The 24137-nt window shown below is 42.8% G+C and carries 22 protein-coding genes and 1 riboswitch; of the genes, 5 read left to right on the forward strand and 17 right to left on the reverse strand.

Annotated elements, in window-relative coordinates:
* Positions 1–15: 15 nt before the first annotated feature.
* From H9648_RS13140 to H9648_RS13155, 4 genes are all read right to left on the reverse strand, one after another.
* The gene (locus H9648_RS13140; protein ID WP_191754261.1) at positions 16–912 is read right to left on the reverse strand and encodes an ABC transporter permease; all 897 of its coding nucleotides are present in this window, start codon (positions 910–912) and stop codon (positions 16–18) included.
* An 18-nt stretch (positions 913–930) separates the two neighbouring features.
* Positions 931–1872 carry a nickel ABC transporter permease gene (nikB, locus tag H9648_RS13145; protein WP_191754262.1) on the reverse strand — a complete coding sequence of 314 codons (942 nt, stop codon included), beginning with the start codon at positions 1870–1872 and terminating at the stop codon, positions 931–933.
* Between the two features lie 468 nt (positions 1873–2340).
* Positions 2341–2709, reverse strand: coding sequence for a hypothetical protein (locus H9648_RS13150; RefSeq protein WP_191754263.1), 369 nt, complete (start codon positions 2707–2709; stop codon positions 2341–2343).
* Between the two features lie 445 nt (positions 2710–3154).
* Positions 3155–3604, reverse strand: coding sequence for an Lrp/AsnC family transcriptional regulator (locus H9648_RS13155; RefSeq protein WP_191754264.1), 450 nt, complete (start codon positions 3602–3604; stop codon positions 3155–3157).
* Between the two features lie 281 nt (positions 3605–3885).
* Between H9648_RS13155 and yhfH the strand changes: the two genes are divergently transcribed.
* The 3 genes from yhfH (at position 3886) to aceA (ending at position 7244) form a co-directional block, all read left to right on the forward strand.
* The gene (yhfH, locus tag H9648_RS13160; RefSeq protein ID WP_191754265.1) at positions 3886–4017 is read left to right on the forward strand and encodes a protein YhfH; all 132 of its coding nucleotides are present in this window, start codon (positions 3886–3888) and stop codon (positions 4015–4017) included.
* An 83-nt stretch (positions 4018–4100) separates the two neighbouring features.
* Complete coding sequence (gene aceB, locus H9648_RS13165) at positions 4101–5690, forward strand: malate synthase A (RefSeq protein ID WP_191754266.1); 1590 nt, start codon at positions 4101–4103, stop codon at positions 5688–5690.
* 267 nt (positions 5691–5957) lie between these two features.
* Positions 5958–7244, forward strand: a complete 1287-nt coding sequence (gene aceA / locus H9648_RS13170; protein WP_191754267.1) for an isocitrate lyase — start codon at positions 5958–5960, stop codon at positions 7242–7244.
* Between the two features lie 259 nt (positions 7245–7503).
* Here the strand turns inward: aceA and H9648_RS13175 are convergent, their stop codons facing one another.
* From H9648_RS13175 to H9648_RS13185, 3 genes are all read right to left on the reverse strand, one after another.
* Positions 7504–8463 (reverse strand): ABC transporter permease, encoded by a 960-nt coding sequence (locus H9648_RS13175; protein ID WP_191754268.1) that lies wholly within the window; start codon positions 8461–8463, stop codon positions 7504–7506.
* On the reverse strand, positions 8435–9385 hold the full coding sequence (locus H9648_RS13180) for an ABC transporter ATP-binding protein (RefSeq protein ID WP_191754269.1): 951 nt from the start codon (positions 9383–9385) through the stop codon (positions 8435–8437). The genes H9648_RS13175 and H9648_RS13180 overlap by 29 nt, the downstream gene beginning before the upstream one ends.
* Positions 9386–9482: 97 nt before the next feature.
* Complete coding sequence (locus H9648_RS13185) at positions 9483–10406, reverse strand: DMT family transporter (RefSeq protein ID WP_191754270.1); 924 nt, start codon at positions 10404–10406, stop codon at positions 9483–9485.
* 375 nt (positions 10407–10781) lie between these two features.
* Between H9648_RS13185 and H9648_RS13190 the strand changes: the two genes are divergently transcribed.
* Complete coding sequence (locus H9648_RS13190; protein WP_191754271.1) at positions 10782–11702, forward strand: DMT family transporter; 921 nt, start codon at positions 10782–10784, stop codon at positions 11700–11702.
* 403 nt (positions 11703–12105) lie between these two features.
* Here H9648_RS13190 and yidC read toward each other — a convergent pair whose 3' ends face one another.
* From yidC to H9648_RS13230, 8 genes are all read right to left on the reverse strand, one after another.
* Positions 12106–12855, reverse strand: a complete 750-nt coding sequence (gene yidC, locus H9648_RS13195; RefSeq protein WP_191754272.1) for a membrane protein insertase YidC — start codon at positions 12853–12855, stop codon at positions 12106–12108.
* 29 nt (positions 12856–12884) lie between these two features.
* Positions 12885–13166, reverse strand: coding sequence for a hypothetical protein (locus H9648_RS13200; RefSeq protein ID WP_191754273.1), 282 nt, complete (start codon positions 13164–13166; stop codon positions 12885–12887).
* A 38-nt stretch (positions 13167–13204) separates the two neighbouring features.
* Entirely contained in the window at positions 13205–14221 is a 1017-nt protein-coding gene (locus tag H9648_RS13205) for a MoeB/ThiF family adenylyltransferase (protein WP_191754274.1), read from the reverse strand.
* Complete coding sequence (locus tag H9648_RS13210) at positions 14218–14985, reverse strand: thiazole synthase (RefSeq protein ID WP_191754275.1); 768 nt, start codon at positions 14983–14985, stop codon at positions 14218–14220. Before H9648_RS13210 ends, H9648_RS13205 begins: the two co-directional genes overlap by 4 nt.
* Positions 14986–14989: 4 nt before the next feature.
* Positions 14990–15184, reverse strand: a complete 195-nt coding sequence (gene thiS, locus H9648_RS13215; protein WP_225218899.1) for a sulfur carrier protein ThiS — start codon at positions 15182–15184, stop codon at positions 14990–14992.
* Between the two features lie 5 nt (positions 15185–15189).
* Complete coding sequence (gene thiO, locus H9648_RS13220) at positions 15190–16257, reverse strand: glycine oxidase ThiO (protein WP_191754277.1); 1068 nt, start codon at positions 16255–16257, stop codon at positions 15190–15192.
* Positions 16241–16861 (reverse strand): thiazole tautomerase TenI, encoded by a 621-nt coding sequence (gene tenI / locus H9648_RS13225; RefSeq protein WP_191754278.1) that lies wholly within the window; start codon positions 16859–16861, stop codon positions 16241–16243. Before tenI ends, thiO begins: the two co-directional genes overlap by 17 nt.
* A gap of 69 nt (positions 16862–16930) precedes the next feature.
* Positions 16931–17037, reverse strand: a riboswitch (TPP riboswitch).
* A gap of 75 nt (positions 17038–17112) precedes the next feature.
* Positions 17113–18411, reverse strand: a complete 1299-nt coding sequence (locus H9648_RS13230) for a YjiH family protein (protein ID WP_191754279.1) — start codon at positions 18409–18411, stop codon at positions 17113–17115.
* A gap of 201 nt (positions 18412–18612) precedes the next feature.
* Between H9648_RS13230 and H9648_RS13235 the strand changes: the two genes are divergently transcribed.
* Positions 18613–18882: a hypothetical protein gene (locus H9648_RS13235; protein ID WP_191754280.1), complete on the forward strand. Its 270-nt coding sequence runs from the start codon at positions 18613–18615 to the stop codon at positions 18880–18882.
* An 88-nt stretch (positions 18883–18970) separates the two neighbouring features.
* Here H9648_RS13235 and H9648_RS13240 read toward each other — a convergent pair whose 3' ends face one another.
* Together H9648_RS13240 and H9648_RS13245 are read right to left on the reverse strand one after the other, a co-directional pair.
* The gene (locus tag H9648_RS13240; protein ID WP_191754366.1) at positions 18971–23308 is read right to left on the reverse strand and encodes a pullulanase X25 domain-containing protein; all 4338 of its coding nucleotides are present in this window, start codon (positions 23306–23308) and stop codon (positions 18971–18973) included.
* A gap of 502 nt (positions 23309–23810) precedes the next feature.
* Positions 23811–24023, reverse strand: coding sequence for a hypothetical protein (locus tag H9648_RS13245; RefSeq protein ID WP_191754281.1), 213 nt, complete (start codon positions 24021–24023; stop codon positions 23811–23813).
* Positions 24024–24137 lie beyond the last annotated feature (114 nt).

Here is a 24137-nt window from a genome sequence, read left to right on the forward strand (position 1 = left end):
TGTCATATCCCCCTCTTATTTGTCTAAACTCATTCCTTGGTCTAACGCGTCACGAAGCGCATCACCAACAACATTAAACGCAAACACAACTAGCATGATGGCGATACCCGGAATCACGATCATATGTGGCGATGTCCACATGTACTCCTGTCCTGCAGCAATCATCGCACCCCATTCAGGCGTTGGCGGTTGTGCGCCTAAGCCTAGGAAACTTAATGATGCCGTTGATAGAATCGCCGTTGCCATCCTCATGGTCGCAAAGACGATAATAGGAGCCATACAATTTGGCAGAACATGCCTGACCATGATGCGAAGGTCACTTGCTCCAAGTGACCGCATCGCGATAATGTACTCTTGCTTCTTAATGGAGAGAACACTTCCCCTGACGATACGCGCACATGTTGGAATCGACCAGATACTGATGGCAATTACGACGTTCACAAGGCTTGTCCCTAAGATTGCGATGATCAGCATAGCTAGCAGGATACCAGGAAAAGCAAACATTAAATCTACGAATCTCATAATAATGCCATCGAGTCTTCTATAGTAACCAGATAGCAAACCAAGTACGACTCCGCCCACTAATCCAAGACTTACAGCACCGATTCCTACTAACAACGAGATTCTCGCGCCATATACGATTCTGCTCCAGATATCTCGTCCATAATTATCCGTTCCTAGCCAATGACCTTCTGTCCCAATAGGCAGTTCACTCAGTTCCAAGTTCTGTTTGTTCGGATCCACTCCTACGATGACTGGAGCTGCAAGAGCCATAAACAGCTGAAAAGCAATGATGACGAGACCGACAATAGCCATCTTATTCTTGATGAGCCGTTTCCACGTTTTGAAAAGCGCAAACTCTTTCTTTTTCTTATGTGACGGTACCTGCTGTGTTACTACTTCCGTTGACATGTTATCCCCCCTTCGCGTTTATTCGTAACTGATTCTTGGATCAATAAAGGCATATACGATATCTACAATCAAGTTCACTAAGACGAACAGTGTGGCTACAAGAAGAACCGACCCTTGAACCATCGGGAAATCACGAGCTGCAATAGACTCGATCATGAGCCTGCCAACCCCATTGATGGCAAAAACAGATTCTGTAATGATGGTGCCTCCAAGTAAGAATCCAAAATTTAAGCCGATTACTGTAATCACAGGAATCATTGCGTTTCGAAGACAATGCATCATGATGACTGATTTTTCACGAACGCCTTTCGCTCTTGCGGTTCTTACATAATCTGCTCGAATCACTTCCAACATGGCAGAACGACTCATTCTGGCGATCATTGCGGCTGAGCCTGTTCCAAGAGTGATAGCAGGAAGTGCGAGCTGTTTCATTCCTTCAACAGTCCAGAACGGTTCGGTCAATCCCCCAACTGGAAACCATTGAAGGTTAACAGCGAAAATAAGGATTAATATGGCACCTAACCAAAAGTTAGGAATGGAGATTCCTCCAAGAGCAATAATGGTGCTCAGTCCGTCAAACCAGGTGTTATGCTTTAATGCCGATACGATTCCTGCCGTTACACCGATTACAATCGCAACAATAATACTTGCGATAGCCAGGTTCAGTGTGTTTGGGAAACGATCGATAATCGCTTCTGACACCGCTTGTTTTGTTTGATAAGAGAACCCTAAATCACCTGCAAAAATACCTTTCAAGTAATCAAAATATTGAGCAAGCAACGGCTCATTTAGTCCAAGGTTTTCTCTGATCGCTTCAACGTCTTCTTGAGTCGCTGTCGGTCCACCGATAATACTTGCCGGATCACCTGGCGCAATATGCATACTCATAAAAACAATGAATGAAATACCGATTAATAAGAGCACTAACTGAAAAACACGCCTTACAATCAAACCTGCCATTTTCTCTTCACCTCTCCCCTTTTTTCACTTTTTCGGTACGATTAAGTAGAAATTACCTCCGTTTGTTAACCAAAATTTAAATATTAGCTAACAAACGTTTAATATTGTTTCTGATTATAAAATATATTCAGAATATTTTCTATATAAAATCATAATTTGGTTCTTTGTTCCCGCACCTATGTAAAGAGACATAAACTAATGCACTACTAAACGTTCTTGAGATAGGAGAATGCACCTAGTTGGGTTTGTTTCATGATATTTATTTGAGTGGGTTGTAAATGGGAGACTTTTGAATGCAGTGGATTTCCGTTTCAGGTGTTTTGGTTTTTTTGTGGGGTGAAAGGTAAGCCCCTTTCCGCTTTGGACGCTTTGGGGCTCGGATTACCAAGGGGGAGGGCGTGAGTGGACAATTAGCTTGAATCGATGCTTTTCGTTAACATAATTTCATGAAATACTGAATCTTCTATGTCATTGCTTAAACTTTAATCTAACAGTTTCTGGTTCTCTTCCTTGCTTAGTAAGAATTACAATAGCTTCATAATCATTTTTCCATTCCACAGTTATTTTGTCTGGTATTTTTGTTTTCATAATACTTTTGTTATCGTAATTAATTACAATGGTAGGGTCGGGAAAATCATCTTTCTTAACTATCTCGATTGAATTTGTTTTATTAGGAGACTGGCTTACCTTTAACTGAGTTTCTTGAGAAGATGAAATAAACCAAGCTACTATTAAAATAACGAAGATTCCTAAAGTGACTACACTGAAAAAACAGCCAATTTTAGTTAAGAATTTCGTTTTTTCTCGTTCTACGTGGTGATTGTCATTCCAACTCATTATTATTGTCCTTTCTTATCTACAATTAAGTGCTACACATTGAATTTTGTTAACCTCAAACTACCATACTAGTCTGTTATTTTAAATACAGATGATGTTAATAGGAATTTTTTCACTTAGTTCTAGTCGAAACTAGTATTTTCTGACACACATATAGCAGTTGACTGAAATAACAAAAGAGGATTCGATATGGATTGTGTCCATTTCGAATCCTCTTTGTATTCTTTATAGTTCGTTCTTTTCTAAAAGATTGTTGCCTTAAACTCCTTGTCACCTTTGACAATTGATTGGAGTGGAAGGTGTGAGACTCCTACGGGACAGGCGGGCAGCTGAGACACTTAAGAGTGAAACGTACGAATGTGGCTCAGCGCCTGCCCCGTGGAAAGCGAGCAACCTGGAACGGAAATCAACACTTCCAAAAGCAACAAAGTTTACGAAAACAGCCTTATAGTTTTAGCCCTGATCGGCTCTTGAATCTTCTGAGTAGAATATGTGATTCTACTCTGGAAATACCTTTGATGCCATACAGTTCATTATTGATAAACTTCTCTAACGAAGGAAAATCTTCTACCAATACGTGCATATGTAATGTGCTTGGTCCTGTCATCTGGTAGCAGCTTGCGACACTTGGGTTATTTACGAGTTTCTCTGCTACTTTTACTAAATAGGCTGGTTCACAATCCACTTCAAAGAAAGCTGAAACGGTCTTACCTGCTGCTTCTGAATCAATCACCACACTGAATTTTTCTATAACTCCTGCTTTTCTCATCTGATTAACACGTTCGCGAACAGATACACGCGAAAGGCTTAATTCCTTACCGATCTCTGCATAAGACATTCTGCCGTCTTGTGTTAATAACTCTAATATTTTTCGATCTGTATCATCTATTTTCAAATCAATCACCACACTTACTTTGAATGAATTCATTGTAAGCGTTATTTTCTCAAAATTCAAATAAGGGTTAAAAAATGCAATGGATTTTATACTGTATTACAACAGTTTTAAAATATTCAATACATTCCCACAAACCCAGTTATATCAATGATAAACAGCTGGACAAATGACTCAATTTTATAAAAAACGCAAAAATGTTATAAAACAGGTGTTGCAAAATATAATCTGTTATAATACAATGCATTATAATCAAATCAATAACAAAACAGGAGGAATTTAAAATGAAAAATTACTTGGAGCTTCACCGTAATATCCCTAAGAAGACGTGTGCGGAGTGTGGATGTGTAATCGAGGAACAACATGAATCTTATCTTTATGAGTGCGAGCGCTGCATGGGAAAACACGAGAGGTAAATTTTTTTACCTCTTCTGTTATATAACAATAGTATTATAACTACATCTGTTTAATAACATGTTCAGAAAGGACTGTGTAATAAGTGACGATTGAAACTACTAATCTACAAGTGTTAGGCGACATTACCCCAGCGTATGAAAAAATATTAACACCAGGTAGCATTCTTTTCTTAAAATCATTGCACCTTCACTTTAACAACACCCGCAAAGAACTTCTGAAACAACGTAAAGCTAGGCAAAGTGAAATTGATGCTGGGATCATGCCCACCTTTTTACCGGAAACCGAACATATCCGTAACAGTGATTGGACCATCTCACCACTTCCACAAGATCTTCAAGACCGACGAGTAGAGATAACAGGTCCTGTTGACCGCAAGATGGTGATCAACGCGCTTAACTCAGGAGCTAAGCTTTTCATGGCAGATCTTGAAGATTCCAACTCTCCAACTTGGGAGAATACGATTGATGGTCAGATTAACTTAAAGGATGCCGTTAACCGTTCTATTTCTTTTGATAATGGAAACGGAAAAACGTATACATTGAACGAAAAGATCGCCACGCTCATCGTACGACCTCGCGGCTGGCATCTTGAAGAAAAACATATCGTTGTCGACAACGAACCGATGTCTGGTAGCTTAGTAGATTTTGGCCTTTATTTTTACCACAATGTAAAGACACTGATCGAAAACGGGTCAGGACCTTATTTCTATCTTCCTAAAATGGAAAGTCATAAAGAAGCTCGCCTTTGGAACGATGTGTTTATTTACGCACAAGAACAGCTAGGGATTCCACGAGGTACGATTAAATCAACTGTACTCATCGAGACCATTGTTGCGGCTTTTGAGATGGACGAAATTTTATACGAACTTCGTGAACATTCCGCAGGTGTAAACTGTGGTCGATGGGATTATATTTTCAGCTATATTAAGAAGTTCCGTAATCAGCCACACGTTATTCTTCCTGACCGTTCGCTCGTTACGATGACTGTTCCGTTCATGAGATCCTACTCTCTTTTGGCAATCAAGACGTGTCATAAACGAAACGCTCCTGCGATCGGTGGAATGGCGGCACAGATTCCAATCAAAAATGATGAAGCCGCAAACGCTGCTGCTTTTGAAAAAGTGCGTGCTGACAAAGAGCGCGAGGCTTCTGACGGTCATGACGGGACATGGGTCGCCCATCCGGGACTCGTGCCTGTTGCTATGGACGTTTTTGACCGAATCATGCCAACACCTAATCAGATCGATCGAAAACGTGAAGATGTAGTCGTAACGGCTGATGATTTAGTGGCTGTACCAGAAGGCGAAATCACAGAAGAAGGTTTGCGCGTCAACATTAGTGTTGGCATCCAATACATCGCTTCTTGGCTAAGAGGTAAAGGAGCTGCACCGATCAACCACCTCATGGAAGATGCAGCTACTGCAGAAATCTCACGAGCTCAAGTATGGCAATGGATCAGACACCCTAAAGGCATTTTACGTGACGGCCGCAAAGTGACGTTCGAGCTGGTAGAGGAACTAAAGTTGCAGGAAGTTCAAAAGCTGAAGCAAGGAATGAATGAGGAATCATTCAATTCTGGTCGTTTTAGGGAAGCTGTCGAGCTGTTTGATGAGCTGATTCGCGATGATGAGTTTCAAGATTTCTTGACCAATCGAGGTTATGAGGTATTGTAGGTCTTATTTCTTGCTGCTTTTGGAAGTGGTTGATTTCCGCTCCAGGTTGCTCGCTTTCCGCGGGGCAGGCGGTGAGCCACTTGCCGCTTTGCGCCCTTAAGTGTCTCACCTGACCGCTTGTCCCGCAGGAGTCGGCAACCTTCCGCTCCAATCAACTGGTCAATGAAGAAATAAAACTTAGACGATCGAAAATCACGCAGTTTTTCAGATCAACCTTTAAGAAAACACGATTTCAAAAATACTATGAAAACTTAAGGAGAGAGATAAATGAATCAATCACGTGTGGAGAAATTACAGGATATGTGGCAAAATGAAGAGCGCTGGTCAGGAGTTCAGCGCCCTTATACAGCAGAAGAGGTTATTCGCTTACGCGGATCTATTGATATCGAGCATACACTTGCTAAAAAGGGTGCCGAAAAATTTTGGGATCTCCTTCAGAACGAAACATATGTAAACGCTTTAGGAGCACTAACGGGCAATCAGGCTGTTCAGCAAGCTAAGGCAGGTCTGAAAGCCGTATACTTAAGCGGTTGGCAGGTCGCAGCAGATGCCAACCTTTCTGGAAACATGTATCCTGATCAAAGTTTGTATCCGGCAAACTCTGTGCCACACGTGGTAAAACGCATCAACTCTGCTCTTCAGCGCGCTGATCAGATTCAGCACATGGAAGGCGGAGACGAAGTCGATTACTTCCTCCCGATCGTTGCAGATGCAGAAGCTGGTTTTGGCGGACAACTGAACGTGTTCGAACTGATGAAAGGTATGATTGAATCTGGAGCGTCGGCTGTTCATTTTGAAGATCAGTTATCTTCTGAGAAAAAGTGCGGACATCTAGGTGGAAAAGTACTGTTGCCGACGATGACGGCAGTACGTAACTTGATCTCTGCTCGTCTGGCAGCAGATGTAATGGGAACACCAACAATCCTGATCGCACGTACGGATGCTGATGCGGCAGACTTGATCACTAGTGACATCGATCCAGTCGATCGCGCTTTTATTACAGGTGAGCGAACTGCTGAAGGCTTTTACCGTACGAATGCTGGGCTTGATCAAGCGATCGCACGCGGTCTTGCCTATGCACCTTATGCGGATTTGATCTGGTGCGAAACGAGTGAACCGAACCTAGAACAAGCGCAGCGTTTTGCAGATGCGATCCACGAGCAGTTTCCTGGTAAACTATTAGCTTACAACTGTTCTCCTTCTTTTAACTGGAAAAAGAAGCTAGATGACGCAACGATTGAAACGTTCCAGCAGCAGCTTGCAGCAATGGGCTATAAGTTCCAGTTCGTAACGTTGGCAGGCTTCCACGCACTGAACCATAGCATGTTCGAACTAGCAAAAGGCTATAAAGCGAGAGGCATGGGTGCTTATTCTGAGCTGCAGCAAAGAGAGTTTGATAGTGAGATCGATGGCTATACGGCAACTCGCCACCAGCGTGAAGTAGGAACAGGCTATTTTGATGAAGTAACACAGCTCGTTTCGGGTGGTACAGCTTCAACAACGGCTCTTAAAGGATCTACAGAAGAAGACCAATTTCAATCACAAAAAGCGTAGAGATAGAATCATTGGATAGGAGATATATAGAGAAAGGACAGGTGCAGAGCCCCTTGTCCTTTTTATTTGCATGTAGAATTGTCGAAAGGCCTATATATAATTTTGAGGGACTATAAATTTTTTTAAAGGACTATAAAAAGATTGGAAGGACTATAAAAAATGTTTTAGGGCTTATAAACTACTTTTTAGGGCCTATAAATAAGTTTTTACCTATTAAAAAAGGGACAACTCCCAAAACTGAGAGTCATCCCTACAACCTTTAAGCTTTTACATCGCGTTTTTGGAATACCGTAAACGTAATCGCGAGCATGATCACCGTGTATACCGCGAGCACACTGATGGAGAACGGTAGTGTTAAATCCTTGATCATCTGGTTCTGTCCATCAATCAATACACTAAGATCCATATTGGCAAACAATGTGTAGATCACCCAATCTTTTGTAGCAAGAAGTGCAACAATCGTATTTCCTGCAAACATCGTAAACAGTGCCACACCGATTGCGACCGAGTTACTCATGAACAAGGTTGAGATCATGAATGACATGGCTACGAGTGCTGTTAATTCGATAAATTCTACTCCAATGTTAGCAAACACGTACTCCACGATCAGCCTTTCTTTCACTTGCCCATCTTCTGCTGTTATCAAGTACGACTGATCCATGCCTCCAAATCCATAGGCAAGGCCACCAACGAGCCATGTCACTAAGATGACAACGAGCCACATCAAGAACGCAAAGCCAAGTGTTGCAACGAATTTCGATAAAAGAATCTTCCACCTGCTATAAGGGCGGATCAGAAGCATCTTGATCGTCCCTTTTGCAAATTCATTAGATACAATATCACTAGCCACTACGATTACAAACAATCCGATAAAAATTGATATCCAAGCCATATCTTTCATGAACTGCCATGCTGTTGTTTCATAAGGAGAAATATCATTAGCGATGGCGTATTCGTTCTGCTTGATGTTTGATTCTAACATATCGATATAGATTTCATTATCGTTGTTTTTCTTTGCTTCATCCAGCGCTTTTTGGTCATCCTTAACCGTTTGCGTCAGCTCTTGCTTCCAATTTTCGTTCACTTCTACATCTGTTGTTACTTTGTCATAAACAGCGATACCGATAATGATAACGATTGGGATGGCAAGGAAGATCCATGTACGTGTACGGCTAAAGATTTTAATCCACTCATTCGTTAACAGGGACAGCCACTTCATTCAGATCTCCCCCTTTCTTTGTCATTTCTAAGAATCGTTCTTCGAGTGTCTTCGTTTTACGTTGGATGCCCACAACGAGAACGCCTGCTAGAACAAGTTGTTTGTTCATTTCAGCTATAAATCGGACGTCTGCTGTTTGGACGATCAGTTCTTGACCTGACTCAGTTACGTTCAAATCTTCATTCAAATTAAGAAGGACTTGTTTAGCCTGCGAAACGTCTCCTTCGATTTTGAAATGAACCTTCACATCGGCTTCGTCATCCTGGTTCAGAATCTCGTCGATACGCATAAGCTTTCCGTGTTGAATAATGGCTACACGGTCACACATCATCTGCATCTCAGCGAGCATGTGTGAAGAAACGACAACAGACGTACCGTTGTTCGCGAGTAGACGTAAATAGTTACGAAGGTCATAGATTCCTTGTGGATCGAGTCCGTTTGTCGGTTCATCAAGGATTAACACGTTCGGTTTATGTAAAAGTGCCTGAGCTACACCCAGTCGCTGTCTCATACCAAGCGAGTATGTTTTCACCTTATCGTGAATCGCGTTCTTCAGATCAACGAGGTCAATCACTTCGTCAATTCTTTCCTTCGTCACATCCGGCATGATCCTCGCATATTGCATGAGGTTTTTATAGCCGGTCATATAATCGTACAGCTGCGGATTTTCAACGATCGCCCCAACGCGTTCCATCGCTTTTTCAAAGTTCCCTCGCAGGTTATCACCGTTGATCAAAACGTCTCCGTCCGTGATAGAGATCAGCCCAACGATCATTCGAATCGTTGTTGTCTTACCCGCTCCGTTCGGACCAAGCAGACCGAAAATCTCACCTTCTCTTACCGAAAACGAGAGATCATCCACAATGGTCTTGCCTTTGATCTTTTTCGTTAAGTTTTTAAGTTCTAACGTATGTGTTGTCATGTGCTCCCCAATTCCTCCTATCATAACTCTCTCTTTTCACCAGTAATACGACTGAAACAAAAGAAAAGTTTCGTTAATTTTGTAAATTATTTACTTATCACTTTAACACTTCTGCTTGCTTTTGGTATATGCTTTTCTCTTTTTTTGTAAGGCGTGTTGAAATAAAAACACCCAGTATAACGAGCACACCTCCAGCTCCTTGATACCATGCGAGTGATTCGTCGATAAAAAGAACGGCAAAAATCGCAGCAAACACAGGGATCAGGTTCAAAAAGACTCCAGCTTTACTCGGCCCGAGCCGCTCAACCGCTGTATTCCAGGACATGAACGCAACGATCGATGCAAAGATCCCCGTGTAAAGAATGGTTGCGATAGTGCCAAGTGACCATACAATTTCTTTCGTTTGCATCTCGTGTATGAAAAATGGCAGCAAGATGATGATGCCAAGAAACGCCGTTACAATGAACGTGCTGTATGTAGGGAGAATTCCCGCATATCTGCGAATCAGTAGCGAATAGATGCTCCAGCAGATCACAGCTCCGATCACGATTAAGTCACCTTTATTAAACGACAGCTGGAGTAAAACTGTGATTGAGCCTTTTGAGATAATAAATAGCAGTCCAATGAGTGAAAGCAGGGCTCCTGCAATCTGTTTCGCATTAAGCTTCTCTTTGAGAAAAACAAACGACAATAGGAAGAGCAGAATCGGCGTTGATGTGTTAACAATGGATGCATTAATGGACGTCGTAAAGTGCAGAGCGATGTACAGAAGCGTATTAAAACCCGTGATTCCAGTGATCGATAAGATGAGGACGACTTGCCAGTGCTTTTTTAGCATCTGCCATTCTTTTCGTAAAAATGGTACGGCGAAGGGAAGAAAAATAATGAATGCGGTACACCATCGCAAAAATGATAGTGTTACAGGTGGTAAACTGCTCGCTATAGCACGTCCGATCACAAAATTACCGCCCCAGATTAAGTTTGCGACCACTAATAGTACATACGGGTTAACTTTTTGCATGGTGTGATTCACCTCCTTTTTTTGAGATTAAGTCGTTTTGGGCTTCAATAAGGTCGTTTTCAGAGTAGATTAAGTCTAATCAGACACGCATTAAGTCTAAACAGCTACCAATTAAGTCTAAAATCAAAAATAAAGGCGATTCGACAAACCTGTCCATAAAACGTCGCCTGCCAGACCCCTTAATCGCCAGCTTCAAAAAACATTTTCTCCCACTATAGCAGACTACCTTTTAAAGTAGATATGGTCATTTCGCCTCAATCTAAACTTTGTAAGCTTTTTTCCTGTAAATCCACTTTGAATGCTGTACAATGGAAATTAAAACATTTGAAATACTTTACTTTATGAAGTAAAAAGCAGAAGAAAGAAGATGACATAATGAAAGCGTATCGGACGTATGTGATTTTATTCCTAGTGATGGTGGTGTGGGGATTAAACGTAACAGCGACGAAGATTCTTGTTACGAACTTTTTGCCTGTTACAATCACTGGAATTCGTGTTCTAACGGCGGGCTTAACCGTCTTTCTGCTTCTCTCTATAATAAAAAAAGTGCGGTGGCTGACTAAAAAGGAGTTTTGGTATGTCTTCCTCGCGTCGATCTTTAATGTTGTCGCGCACCACTACTTTCTTTCGATCGGCTTAACCGAAACAACAGCCACGAACGGCGGGTTGATCATGGGAATGTCGCCGCTTCTAACGACCATTCTTGCTATCTCGTTTTTAGGAACGCCTCTTACGCTCTTAAAATCGATCGGACTTCTGCTTGGATTCTCTGGCGTTACGTTCATCGTTTTAGAAGGAAACAGTCAGGTAGCAGGGATCTCGTTCGGTGATGGATACATTTTATTATCTGTAATTACGCAAGCTGTAAGCTTTATCCTCATCAAGCGCGTGGCGCACACGTTAGATCCGCGACTCATGACCGGCTATATGATGGTGATCGGTTCACTGTTCCTGATCGTGATCGGATTGATTGAAGAGCCACAAGGATTTGCAGGTGTTGTTGAGAATTCGACCGTTTCTCTATGGCTGATCTATTTTGCCTCAGCTTGTATCGCTACAGCTGTCGGTCATATGCTCTATAATGAGGCAATCGGTAAAATCGGAGCGTCAGAAGCTTCAATCTTTATTAACTTGAATCCATTTTTCGCTCTTGTTGGTGCCTACCTCTTTTTAGGTGAACAGATCTTGTTTCAGCACATATTCGGATTCCTGCTCATTATCACCGGTGTCCTCTTAGGATCTGGTGCTGTTGAAGAGATACGGAACAAAAGATTGCGCAAAAAACACGCGGCTTAAACATGGATAACGAATATAAAAACGACCAGAGATTAAAGATCTGGTCGTTTTTCTTAGGCTGTTTTCTAAAAAATGTTGCTTTTAAATCTTTTATTTCCTTCTTTGACTTTTGATTGGAGTGGAAGATGCGAGACTCCTGCGGGACAGGCGGGCAGTCGGAAGAGTGGAAATGGCTGGTTCAGCCCCGACCAGCAAAAGTTGAATGGGCTATGAAGGCGCAAGTTGCCTTCTTGAACGTTCAACTTTTGACCTCGAGGGGCTAGCCATTGCAACTAGACAGGTGAGACACTTATACGGAAACGTACAAATGTGGCTCACCGTCTGCCCCGCGGAAAGCGAGCATCTGGAACGGAAATCAACTACTTTCAAAAGCAACAAGGAATACGAAAACAGCCTTTTTTTATTACAAGCTAGCAGACGCTGCTTTCTTCTTTCGTTTTTGCAAAACAACATTTTGTATCGTCAAAAACACATTCCCCACCATCCAATAAAGAGGCAGAACGGCGGCTAGCTTCCATGCAGAAAATAGGATAATGATCGGCATCAGGTAACCCATCATTTTTATTTGCGGATTTGAAGCAGCAAGCTCAGTTGTGCTCATTTTATATTGGATGAACGTGGTTAAAGCCGCTAACACCGGGAGCAGATGTATGGGATCTGCTGTGCCTAAGTTAAACCAAAGAAAGTTATGCAGAGCAATTTCTTTCGTTTTGATGATTGCATAATAGAACGCAAACAGAATAGGCATCTGGATCAAAAGGGGCAAACACCCCATTGATAGCGGGTTAACCTCATGTTTTTTATAAACAGCCATTAATTCGTTTTGTAATTGCAGTTGAGATTCTCGATCTTTCCCTGTGTGCTTTTCACGAAGCTGCTTGATCTCCGGCTGAATCTTCTTCATCTTTTCCTGATTTTTCGTTTGTTTCAACGTTAACGGCATGATCAGGAACCGTATTACAACGGTTAAGATGATGATTGCAATGCCATAGCTATCGTTAAACAGATACGCCACATATTGGATGAGCTTTGAAAACGGGTAGATAAAAAAATGGTTCCACACACCCGGACTTTCTGCGGTAATCGGTGCGTTATTGCAGCCGGATAATAGAAAAATAGCAAGTAATGAAAGAATGGATACATATTTCTTCAATCGTTGTTCCTCCTTGTTTTTAAAAAAATCTAAGCAAACAAGGAGTAAACGTGCCCTTCTTTATCATCTGGCGTTTCTTTTCTAAACATTGTCCGTGCGATCTCATCTCGAATGAAACAATAGTTTTGCACAAGATGAGAATCGTTCATCCTCTTCTCGGAACATAGCCTGTCCTTTTTCATATGGTGATTTGATCTATGAACAAGAGATTGATTAACGACCGAAAGCTGCTTAGCTATAATGAACGTTAGTGCGATACTAATGGATAAAACTAATGCGTCCGTTTGATAGATCAGATCAAAAAACTCCATAAATCAAATCACCTCCTATTAATGATTATACAAAATTTTTACCCAATATATCTATGATACAAAGATTTCGCTTCTGCCGTATTCTTCGTTCCATGAACAAGTGCGCGTCCGTCTTTAAAAAGAACGAGGCGGTGACTGCCACTTTGAAGCTCCAGTAAATAAGGATTACAGCGAACTTCACCATGAGGCAGCAATCTCTTCTCCATTTCTCCCAAATCAATTTCGAGAGTATGAGCTGGACGGATCTGAACGGTATCCCGCCCACAAAGAACAGCTGTTTTTAACGAAGCGCCTTTTTCTAAATAAGGATATGTTGGGTTAGCTCCGCAAGATGGACAATCTATCTTCTTCGCTTTTCCCATCCCTAATTGAACGTGCTGATTGGTCCACGTATCAAATGTTACGATCTTCTTCCGAATGGATGCATAGTCTTCAACTAAAATCTTTAACGCCTCAGCTGTTTGATAAGCGGTAACCATCTGAACTGCTGGAGAGATAATTCCTGCCGTATCGCATGTTTGGCCGTTCGCCGGAATCTTATCGAGCAAACAATTCAAACACGGCCCATCCCCAGGTAAAATCGTGTAAGAGATGCCGTAGCTCCCAACACACGCTCCATAGATCCATGGAATCTCATTTTTCTGAGCCAAGTCGTTGATCAACAAACGCGTCTCAAAATTATCCGTCGCATCCATGATCAGATCAATGCCAGAGATCAATTCTTCTGCTTCCTCGATCCCCATATCCATCACATGTGCCTGAATTTCTACTTCGGAATTGATCTGGTTCAATCTATTTTTTGCAGCAACTACTTTTGGCAGCTGTCTCTTTGCATCTTCTTCAGAATAAAGCTGCTGGCGCTGAAGGTTCGTCCAATCCACGTAATCACGATCAACAAGAACGATTCGTTTCACGCCTGCACGTGTAAGAGCTTCAGCGCTTCCTGCACCAAGCGCGCCGGCACCAACGATCAGCACACTTTTTGTCCGTATTTTTGCTTGCCCATCTATACCGATCGGGCTATATAATTCCTGCCTTGAATACCGTCCATTCACTTCACACTCAACCCTTCTAAAGGACTGCTCGCTGTTGCCGTTTCTTTTCTCGGGATTCTTCCCGCTTCATACCCTAGCTTTCCCGCTTCTACCGCCATTTTCATCGCGAGGGCCATCTTCACAGGATCCTTCGCACCCGCAACGGCTGTGTTTAACAGCACACCGTCCGCTCCGAGTTCCATCGCGATCATCGCGTCACTCGCACTGCCGATTCCTGCATCAACAATAACCGGAACCTTCGTTTGCTCGATGATAAATTTTAAATAAAGCGGGTTGATGATCCCTTGCCCGGTACCGATCGGGGAAGCGGCAGGCATGATCGCATGTGAACCAAGCTCTTCTAATCGTCTAGCGAGAACCACATCATCTGACGTATAAGGAAGCACGATAAACCCTTCTTTTAATAGCTCTTCTGTTGCTTTTAACGTTTCAACGGGATCCGGCAGCAGCGTTTTGTCGCATCCGATGACTTCTACTTTTACCATATCACATAATCCCGATGCTTTCGCCAGTTTTGCGATTCGAACCGCTTCTGCCGCCGTTTTCGCACCTGCTGTGTTCGGTAATAACGTGTATTTTTTCAGATCAAGCATCTCTAAAAAGTTGGGCTGACTTCCTTCAAAGATGTTCATTCTACGAACCGCAAACGTCAAAATCTCAGAACCAGATGCCTCTACCGCTTCTTTTTGTGTTTTGAAGTCTGGATATTTGCCTGTACCTAAAAGTAATCGTGATGAAAAGGAATAGTGTCCAATGTTTAACATACAATCAACCTCCGCCAACAAATCGAACAAGTTCGATCTTGTCGTTTTCTTTTATTTGAGTTTCTCTTTGTTTTTGATTATCGATAATATCTTCGTTCACTTCTGCAATTACAACTTGGTCATGTAAGTTAAGGTGCTTCAGCAGATCTGTGATCGACTGCAAAGTGTTTGGCACCATGACCTCTTCTCCATTTATCATAAGTTTCACGAATGATGTACCTCGCTTTCAATATGGTCGGCAATCCTTTTTCCCGTTATGGCGGAAAGCAGAATGCCGTTTCGGTAATGTCCTGTCGAAAGAATGAGCCCCTCTTTATGTGGATGAGGACCGATATAGGGCTTACCGGATAGCGTTTGAGGCCTGATGCCTCCCCATGCTTTTTCAAAACTAGCACTACTTACTTCAGGAACGATCTGTTTCGCCTTCTCCATCAATTCAAAGAGACCTGAAAATGTAACTTCTTCATCAAAGACGTGCGGTGTACTTGTCGCGCCAACAAGAATTCGGTTTTCCCGCTTTGGAACGAGGTAACAGTTTTTGTATTTTACCGTACCTGTGAGTAGTGGTTGCTTCGTTTTGAAAGAAAGACATTCTCCTTTTACCGGCATCATTTTTAGTGAAGGTTCTAGATCAGAGCTCCACACCCCTCCAGCTACTATGACGGAATCAGCATGAAACGTTTCCTTTGTTGTTACGACACCTGTCACCTTGTTGCCAGTTTGGAGAAGCTGAACCACTTTCCTATGCTCTTTTATCTCGGCACCAAGGATTTTTGCGGACTGATAAAATGCACGAGTAAGTTTAACAGGTGAAACTTGAGCATCTTTTTCAAAATAGAGAGCTCCCTTTACAAGTGGAGACAACGCGGGTTCTTTCCTAAGCAGGTCTTGTGCTGGGAGCCAGAAAACTTCTTCCCCTTGATCTTGACGCTTGGCCGCTTCTCTCTTTAAATCAACCGCTTCTTCCTCTGTAAACGCGAGTTCATAGATTCCCTCCTGGATTAACTCGATGTCTATCCCACAAACATCGAAAAGCTCCTGTGATAAAGAGCTGAAGGAGTCCCGACTTTCTTTCGCGAGCAGATAGAGTGGATGATTCGTCTCAAACTCCATCTCTGCACCGAGCATGCCAGCTGCAGCACTCGACGCCCTGCTCCCAATTGTTTCTTTTTCAAGAAGCAGCACACGTTTGTTTTGTTTAGAAAGCTCATAGGCGATGGAACAGCCGATCACGCCGCCTCCAATAATGATGGCATCATACGTTGTGCGCATCCCACACCTCCAGTTGTTGTTTGTACAGTTTCACAGCTTGTAGTGGTGATTTTGCTTCTAAGATGCCTGACATCACAGCGATTCCAGATGCACCTGTTTTGATGACATTCTGTACGTTTTCTGGTGTGATGCCTCCGATGGCGATGACCGGAATTGTGGTTTGATCTACCACATATTGAAGCTGATCTATCCCTCTTGGCTCCGCATCACGTTTGGAAGCCGTCTTAAAAATATGACCATACATGATGAAATCAGCACCGTTATGTTCAGCATCCTGTGCTTCTGAAACGGAATGGACGGAGCTCCCGATCATCATTTCAGGCAGTGCTCTTCGCACTTGTGACACATCTAAACTGCGATGTGTCAGCTGAACACCTTTTACGCCTGTGCAAAGTGCTACATCCACCCGATCATTTACGATCATTTTAGAGGAAGGCACTCCTGCTTTCTGCAGACGTTCGATAAGATGACTGACTTCTTTAGCAGACTTTGTTTTTTCCCGTACATGCAGCATCGTCATATACGGATGAATGATTGTAGCTATTTTCACCAAAACATCATCATTTTGCCTTCCCGTAGTAATCACATGAAGCTGTTTTTCCATAATAAAAAACCACCTCCTTTATGCAGCAAAGAGGTGGTTTCACAGTTTTTAGTATTTATAGCGAAGTATCTGATCCACACACCACTTCCCTACGCTGGTTCTAACCAAATCAGGTTCCAAGGGTCTTAAAGTTCACTTTAATCTCAGCCTTAACAAAGGCACCCCTAGTGGTAATGACTATTTAGTTTTATATACTACTATTCTATCGATAAAGAGCATTCATAACAACCAGTAAAAGTAATGTTCTCCTTTTATAGCAGTAAATAAGCTAGCGGAGTCGCTATAATCAATGCCAGTACCGTGCGTTGGAACCAGATAATTAGTAGTTTTGGAACACTGATTGGGATTTCTGTTGAGAGTACACACGGAATACTTGCGGATAAAAACAGAATGGAAGCTACGGATACGACGCCGATTACGAATTTCGTGACGAGTGCCGCTTCCGCTACTAAGAGTGCAGGCAGGAACATCTCAGCAACACCGATTGAAGCCGCTTTTGCAGCAAGCATGGCATCGGGAAGCTGCAGCGCCCATGTGATCGGATAGAAAACGTAGCCCAACCAGTCAAAGACAGGCGTGTATTCTGCCAACAAAAGGGCGATTAAACCGACACTCATAATGGAAGGCAATATACTCATCGCCATCAGAAAACCGTCTTTTAAATTCGACCAGATATTAGTCAAAAATGCAGGAGCATTCTGAGATGAATCCATCGCGTTTCTCCAAGCGGTTTGCAAGTATTTCTCATTCACCTCTTCTTCAGGCTGACCTTCCCCACCTGAATACGTATCATCCATTCTGCTTAACGGACGAATTCTCACTGTGATTGCCGTTACTAAGAAAGTCACGACAAGCGTCGTCCAGAAGTAGGTGTTCCACATTTCCATCAGACCTAGCGTTTTTGCCACAATGATCATGAACGTTGCAGAGACGGTAGAGAACCCTGTTGCAATGATAGCTGCTTCTTTTACCGTATACTTTCCTTCTTTAAACACGCGGTTCGTGATAAGTAGACCGATCGAATAGCTGCCGACGAATGAAGCGACTGCGTCGACTGCAGATCTGCCCGGGGTTTTCCAGATGGGTCTCATGATCTTTTGCACAAGCACCCCAATAAATTCCATCAGACCATATCCTACAATAAACGCTAGGAAAACTGCACCGAGTGGAACGAGCAATCCAACAGGAATCACGAGTTTCTCAAATAAGAACGGTCCCATGTTCGGATCACTCAACCAGCTCGGCCCCCATTCAAAGTAAAGCAGGACAGCTGCAACGAGCCCTACAACTTTTAATAAAGAGAACGTAGTTGTGACTCGGTCTTTGTTCCACGTTTTCGTGTAGAACGGATAAACAGCACCGAGCAATATGACGAGCAATGCATAAAGCGGCACTGCTTCACCCGCCGTATCTCTTACCCACGTTACAAGGTGATCGAGTGGAATCGACGACTTTCCTTTCACTGTGATCGGAATGAAGAACATGAAAATACCAACTGCACTGAACAAAAGAAATTTTAACGAATGAGACCAAGAACCAGCAGTTTTCATTACTTCCAACTCCTTTTCCGCTTGATAAGCCTGCGCTTGTCAGGCTCTCTCTACATCTTATCGGGACAAAGTTCGAAATATGACGAGTCATGCTTGTACAATTTTTATAGGTTATCTTCCCTTTTTGTGTCTTTATATGTCTGATGACAACGTGTCTAGGGAATAACAGTTACATAATCAAAAAACAGGAGTGTTTTGTGAATGAAGTATTTTATCAATGTGAACAAAAGTGTAGAAGAAGAATATGGAAGGATGTTTGTATATGATCCTGAACACAACAAGGAGAACGAAGACGAGCTGGAAGTGTTGAACAATCTAGACGAACAAGACAAAGGAAAACCTTATATTTTTCCGAAAAGCTTCTTGTTAGAGGTTTCAGCTGAGGATTATGAGAGGTATGCTGAGGCGAAGAGAAATAATAAAGATGTAGAGAGTGTGATCGAAAATATTTTAGAGAAGTACAGGAATTAGATATTTTAAAAACGAGTACTCCTTATGGGATTACTCGTTTTTGTATAAAAAAGATGCCGCTCCATAAGAGAAGCAGCATCCTACCAAACTAATTCTTATTAATCGTCATCACGATATCCTTCGTGTTCTTTCCAATCGCGCCGCCGTCATTTTTAAAGATAGTCGTTTTGTTCTCTTCTGACGGTTCGATATGAATGTTCAGCTTGTTCTCTCCTGCACTCAAGTTCACCGTGTGTGAGAACGTCATGTCGTCGTTGATCGTAACCGGCTGACCGTTGATCGTCATCACACCTTCTTTGATGGCATTTCCTTTTAGGGTGATCGTGTCAGATGTTACAGTCTGGCCATCTGTATGAGAGGTTACGACGACCGGCATATCGATCCATCGTAAAATCTTATCTTGAACGACCATCGCATTGCCGCCTTGGTTCGTTACCACAAAACTCAGGTCCGTTCCTGTTGCACCATACCCGTAATAACTTACATCATCATCGTTCGGATTACTCGGTGTATGGTCAGCAAGACCTTCTTGATCCCAAGAGCTGTTCTTTGCGTATTTGTAGGTAATAACTTCGCCTTCTTGCGCTTCAAACGTATATTCATAATCGTTTGTTACTGCGCCGCCACGCGTCATCTTCCACGCACCTGTGTTCCAGCCGTTCTTGCTGCCTGGCATCGTAACATCCACCCCTTGTGGTGTATAGGCTGGTGCGTTTACTTTCATTGTGACTTTCACCATAACAAGATCTGGTGTAACTTGAACGGCGTTAGACTTCACGCTGTTACCGGCTTTGTCATATATGTGCACTTCATACGTATAAACTTTTCCGTTCGTTACGTTCAGATCTTTGTACGTTATGGCACTCGTATCAAGGACTTGGTCAATGACCTCTCCATCACGAACGATCGTGTATAGATAAGGTTCGTTTGCGCCCTCTATAGACCACTTCAGGTTCACTTGTCCTGACTCTTGCGCTGGTTCTTCTAATGTTACTGATGTTGCAGGAGCAATCGTGTCATCACCTTTTGTAAAAGTAACCGTCTTTGTTTCACTTGTGACCCACGTTCTGCCTAGATCGGTTGAGAACGCATAACGATATTGATACGCTCCCTCTTTAAAAGGTAAGAAATCTGCGCTAAACGTGTTGTATTCTCCGTTTTGAGCGGTATACGTTCCTTTGTGAGATGTCCAGTTCGTCTTGCCTGGCTCTTTTACTTGTAGCTCACTTTGTAAGCCTTCTGCTAAATCGGTCTCTGTTTCACCTGTGATTTTGATATCAGCTGAAACCGTTTGTGGCTTAGATAAATCGATCACGCCATTCTTTAACGCTGTTACATTTGAAATGTTATAGTTACCGTTCTTTAACGCCACATGAGGAATCGCGGCTTTTGATTCTGTTTTTAGAGATTCGTTGTTGTTTTTATCGACCGCAACAACGGCAAAATAATACTTGCGTCCGTTGTCCAATTTATCGATCTTGATTGAGTTGCCTTTCGTTTCTGCTACCTTTTCATAAAAAGCACCAGAGATCGTAGTTTGATAGATTGCGTAACGTTTTGCGTCACCTTTCCAGAGTAGCGAAACTGCGTGACTGCTTTCTGACGCTTTTACATACTTTACAGCTTTTGGCGTCTTCAGATTCTGGTGCTTATCCGAAACGAGCATGCGACCGCTCATCGCTGGAATCGTTACTGATAGCTTTCCATTCTTTACAGCTGTTTTGTACTTTTTGTTCAGCTGATCTGTTAGCTTTACGTTATTTACGATCAGCTTTTTCACGTCGAGTTCAACGGTCTTGTCTTCGGTCCCGCGGTTTGTAATAACAAGTGCCGCATTTTTCTTATCTGTACGAGCATAAGCAAGCACATCTTTTTCTGCGTATAGATGGTGAAGCTCGCCATAGCTAAAAAGATTATGATAATCACTGCGCACTTTTCCGATATTTTGATAATGCTTTACAAGATCTTTGTCTTCAGAGCCCCATGGATACGTTCTTCGGTCATCCGGATCTTTAGAGCCTGTAACGCCCGCTTCATCTCCATAATAAAGAGTCGGTGCACCAGCATAACCCATCTGTAAGATCGCCGCGAGCTTCAGTCGTTTCACACCTAGCTCGTGGTCATACTTTGGATCAAGTTCAGCACGCTCGTAAGAATCTGTTCCGTTTCCAAGGATAAAGGCTGCACGAGGTGTGTCATGAGAACCCATCAAGTTCATCAAGGCATAGAATGCTTCTTGTGGGTAATCCTCAAACACGGCGTTCATCTGGTTCTCTGCACCTTCCGCGTTACCGTTCTTCAAGTAATCGATCATCGCACCGCGGAAACGATAGTTCATAACCGAATCATACAGATCACCAAGGAAGTATTCAGACGCATCATCCCAGATCTCACCTAGGATCAGTGGATCATCTTTCTTGCCTTCCTTCAGCTCTTTTCGGAACTCTCTCCAAAACTCTGTATCTACTTCGTTTGCAACATCCAATCGCCAGCCTGATGCACCGCGGTCTAGCCACGATTTTGCAGCAGAATCTTTGTCATACATGATATAGTCTGCGAACGGCTTGTTGTTCAACTCAGAATCATAGTCTACCGCTTCACCAGGAATCGATTTGATCTCAGGAAGTGAATCAAAGCCCCACCACGCTTGGTATTTATAAACACCGTTCACTTTTTCGTTCTCGATGTTGAACCAGTTATGAAACCCGTACGGACTAAACTCTTGTCCTTCTTTCTTAAACTTTGTCTCTGTTTGTTTTTTCGCTTCTGTTTCTGTTAAGCCTTTTGAACTCATCAGGTCGTAGATGCTTGCCCAATATTCATACGCCCCGACCGTTTTGTATTTTCCGTAACGGTCAAAATAGATCGAATCGTCTCCCACATGGTTGAATACACCATCAAGGATCAAGTGCATCTTGCGTTTTTTCAGTTCTTTCGTAAAAGCCTTAAATTCTTCTGGTGATCCAAACATCGGATCCATCGCTTTATAGTCCGTCGCATCATATTTATGGTTGGATGCTGCATGTGCCACAGGGTTTAGGTAAAGCGTATTAACACCAAGTGACTCGATATAATCTAATTTCTTTTGGATTCCAGCAATATCGCCGCCAAAGAAATCGTTCGACCAGATCTCGTCTCCGTCATAGCCTTCTGTTTCTGCTTGACGAGGGTTGTCCGGCAGCTCATTCCAATCTCTGTGCTCGATCGGTTCAGTGCCACGCGCTGTTGTTTTTGCTTTGTCGTTCTTTTTGTTTCCGTTATAAAAACGGTCCGGGAAAATCTGATATACAACAGATTCTTTCATCCAATCAGGTGTTTTGTAAGACGGGTCGTACACGGTCATCTGGAATAGAGCGGCGTTCGTATCCGCAGCTGTTCCTTTGCCGCCATCACCCGTATCTTCTCCATATTCTTTTACCGCATCTCCATCACGCGCGGTGAATTTATAGCCGTACACCCCTTTTTCTTCAGGTGTAACCGTAGCTTCCCACAGCTCGATGTCTTCGCCGTTCACTGTCGTCCAGCCAGCGTTCACCATATCTTTTACCGTCGTATTGCCGGAGTTATAGTTACGAAGATATAGCTTTGCACCAGTCAGATCGCCCTTTTTCGTTTGCAGGCGGAGTGTTACGTCTTCTCCAGCTTTGATCGCTCCAAACGGCGCACGAAACGCTTCGTCCCATGTATCATGGTGAAGCTTGCCTGCGTTCACGCTGCCATCCGGAAGACCCGCGTCATAGTTCGTGTACACTTCTTTTGTGTCATGGTTGTAAAAAAACGTGATCTCTGCGTCTTTCAGTACATTCAATTTCATGTTATCTGCCGGGTAATTTGGGGCATCCCAATTGTTACCGAGCACGATCTTAAATTCGTGCTTTCCTTTTGGCACTTGTGCGGTGTACGTGTAGATGTTGTCACCGTCTTCATCTTGTAAAAGAGCCGTCGATTCACCAGGCGTCCACTCGCCGCCTGCTCCGATATCCGGCTGAATGTCACCTACGATTCGCGGTGTTTTCTCAGCAGGAAGTGGTTCCGGAATCGTAAGTTTGTGAGTTGTGTCGTCGTAAAGAAATGTCACTTCTTTTTCCGTATCGATCGTCAGCTTGTAGTTATCGCCACCTTGTTTTCCGTCCACTCCATAGTTCTCGTCCCAAGAACCATTAATCGCAACCTTGTATTCATAGGTTCCAGCAGGAAGTTTTCCTGTAAGCTTGTACTTTCCGTTCGGTTGAAGTTCCATTTTTGTAGCTGTTTCTGCCGGGTTCCAATCACCGGAACCACCAAGTTCAGATTGCAGATCGCCAACAAGTGTTACGGTGCGCTCCACAGCTTTTGTTGAAGATGGTTGTATGAGTAAAGCAGATGCAAACGTTTGCAAAATAAGCGTAAAAAGCAATAACCAAGAAACTCTGTTGCGAAATTTCATTTTCCTCACTTCATTTCCCCCTTTTAGTGGTGTGCAAATTAGCGAAAGCGTTTGCACAAATACTTTTAAGATAACGCTTTCATTCCTTTTATTATGCCATGTTTTCTTTTCTTGGAAATGAGCCGTTCGGCTGATAAAACTTTCTATAAATAGTTAAATATTCTTATATTTTCGACATTTCCAAGGAGGTAGAGGGTTTGGAAATATGAAGTTGATAGCTGTTTACTTGTTTTTTTAAGTCAAGAGTGAAATCTCAGGGTTATGGAGCGAAACCAGGGGTTTATTGAGCGAAACGATGGTTAATTGGAGCAGAACAAGAGATGGTTGGAGCAAAAAGGGGCCATTTTTGAGCGAACGTGTAATAAATAAAAAAACACGTACCGTGAAATTTTATAAGATGCACGCACCTTGCAGTGAAATTTGCTCGTCCCATGTCAAATGACTTCAAACAACAAAAAACCGGGTCCTCTCCAACAGGTAGAGGCCCGGCACTTCTTTTATCTTATTCAGCTGACTCTTCTGTCGATTCCTCTTCTGTTGAAGTTTCTTCTTCTGTAGAACCTTCTTCATCGGTCGTTGTTTCTTCGTCTTGAGTCTCTGTTTCTTCCGTATTCGTTTCTTCCTCAGTGTTCGTGTCTTCCGCGTTGCTACATGCAGTGATCAAAAATATTGCCAAAAGAGATGCTCCGATTTTAGCCAAAAACGTTTTGCTCATTGTTCAATTGCTCCCTTCGGATTTTCATTATGATTTTTGCATGAGTATGGGATTTCTTTGTCCCTGTTCAGAATATATCATGAAAAAAACCCGAAAAGACGCAATTTACCAAGT

The organism is Fictibacillus norfolkensis (assembly GCF_014836645.1).
Taxonomy (GTDB): Bacteria; Bacillota; Bacilli; order Bacillales; family Fictibacillaceae; genus Fictibacillus; species Fictibacillus norfolkensis.

Excerpts from the sequence above, each read along its gene's own strand:
- H9648_RS13200 (WP_191754273.1), bottom strand. The coding sequence starts at position 13,166 with ATGGAGTTTTTTGATCTGATCTATCAAACGGACGCATTAGTTTTATCC.
- H9648_RS13185 (WP_191754270.1), bottom strand. The coding sequence starts at position 10,406 with ATGCAAAAAGTTAACCCGTATGTACTATTAGTGGTCGCAAACTTAATC.
- H9648_RS13140 (WP_191754261.1), bottom strand. The coding sequence starts at position 912 with ATGTCAACGGAAGTAGTAACACAGCAGGTACCGTCACATAAGAAAAAG.
- H9648_RS13175 (WP_191754268.1), bottom strand. The coding sequence starts at position 8,463 with ATGAAGTGGCTGTCCCTGTTAACGAATGAGTGGATTAAAATCTTTAGC.
- H9648_RS13230 (WP_191754279.1), bottom strand. The coding sequence starts at position 18,411 with ATGAAAACTGCTGGTTCTTGGTCTCATTCGTTAAAATTTCTTTTGTTC.
- H9648_RS13235 (WP_191754280.1), top strand. The coding sequence starts at position 18,613 with ATGAAGTATTTTATCAATGTGAACAAAAGTGTAGAAGAAGAATATGGA.
- H9648_RS13180 (WP_191754269.1), bottom strand. The coding sequence starts at position 9,385 with ATGACAACACATACGTTAGAACTTAAAAACTTAACGAAAAAGATCAAA.
- aceA (WP_191754267.1), top strand. The coding sequence starts at position 5,958 with ATGAATCAATCACGTGTGGAGAAATTACAGGATATGTGGCAAAATGAA.
- thiS (WP_225218899.1), bottom strand. The coding sequence starts at position 15,184 with ATGATAAATGGAGAAGAGGTCATGGTGCCAAACACTTTGCAGTCGATC.
- H9648_RS13210 (WP_191754275.1), bottom strand. The coding sequence starts at position 14,985 with ATGTTAAACATTGGACACTATTCCTTTTCATCACGATTACTTTTAGGT.
- nikB (WP_191754262.1), bottom strand. The coding sequence starts at position 1,872 with ATGGCAGGTTTGATTGTAAGGCGTGTTTTTCAGTTAGTGCTCTTATTA.
- H9648_RS13240 (WP_191754366.1), bottom strand. The coding sequence starts at position 23,308 with ATGAAATTTCGCAACAGAGTTTCTTGGTTATTGCTTTTTACGCTTATT.
- H9648_RS13190 (WP_191754271.1), top strand. The coding sequence starts at position 10,782 with ATGAAAGCGTATCGGACGTATGTGATTTTATTCCTAGTGATGGTGGTG.
- thiO (WP_191754277.1), bottom strand. The coding sequence starts at position 16,257 with ATGCGCACAACGTATGATGCCATCATTATTGGAGGCGGCGTGATCGGC.
- H9648_RS13150 (WP_191754263.1), bottom strand. The coding sequence starts at position 2,709 with ATGAGTTGGAATGACAATCACCACGTAGAACGAGAAAAAACGAAATTC.
- yhfH (WP_191754265.1), top strand. The coding sequence starts at position 3,886 with ATGAAAAATTACTTGGAGCTTCACCGTAATATCCCTAAGAAGACGTGT.
- H9648_RS13245 (WP_191754281.1), bottom strand. The coding sequence starts at position 24,023 with ATGAGCAAAACGTTTTTGGCTAAAATCGGAGCATCTCTTTTGGCAATA.
- tenI (WP_191754278.1), bottom strand. The coding sequence starts at position 16,861 with ATGGAAAAACAGCTTCATGTGATTACTACGGGAAGGCAAAATGATGAT.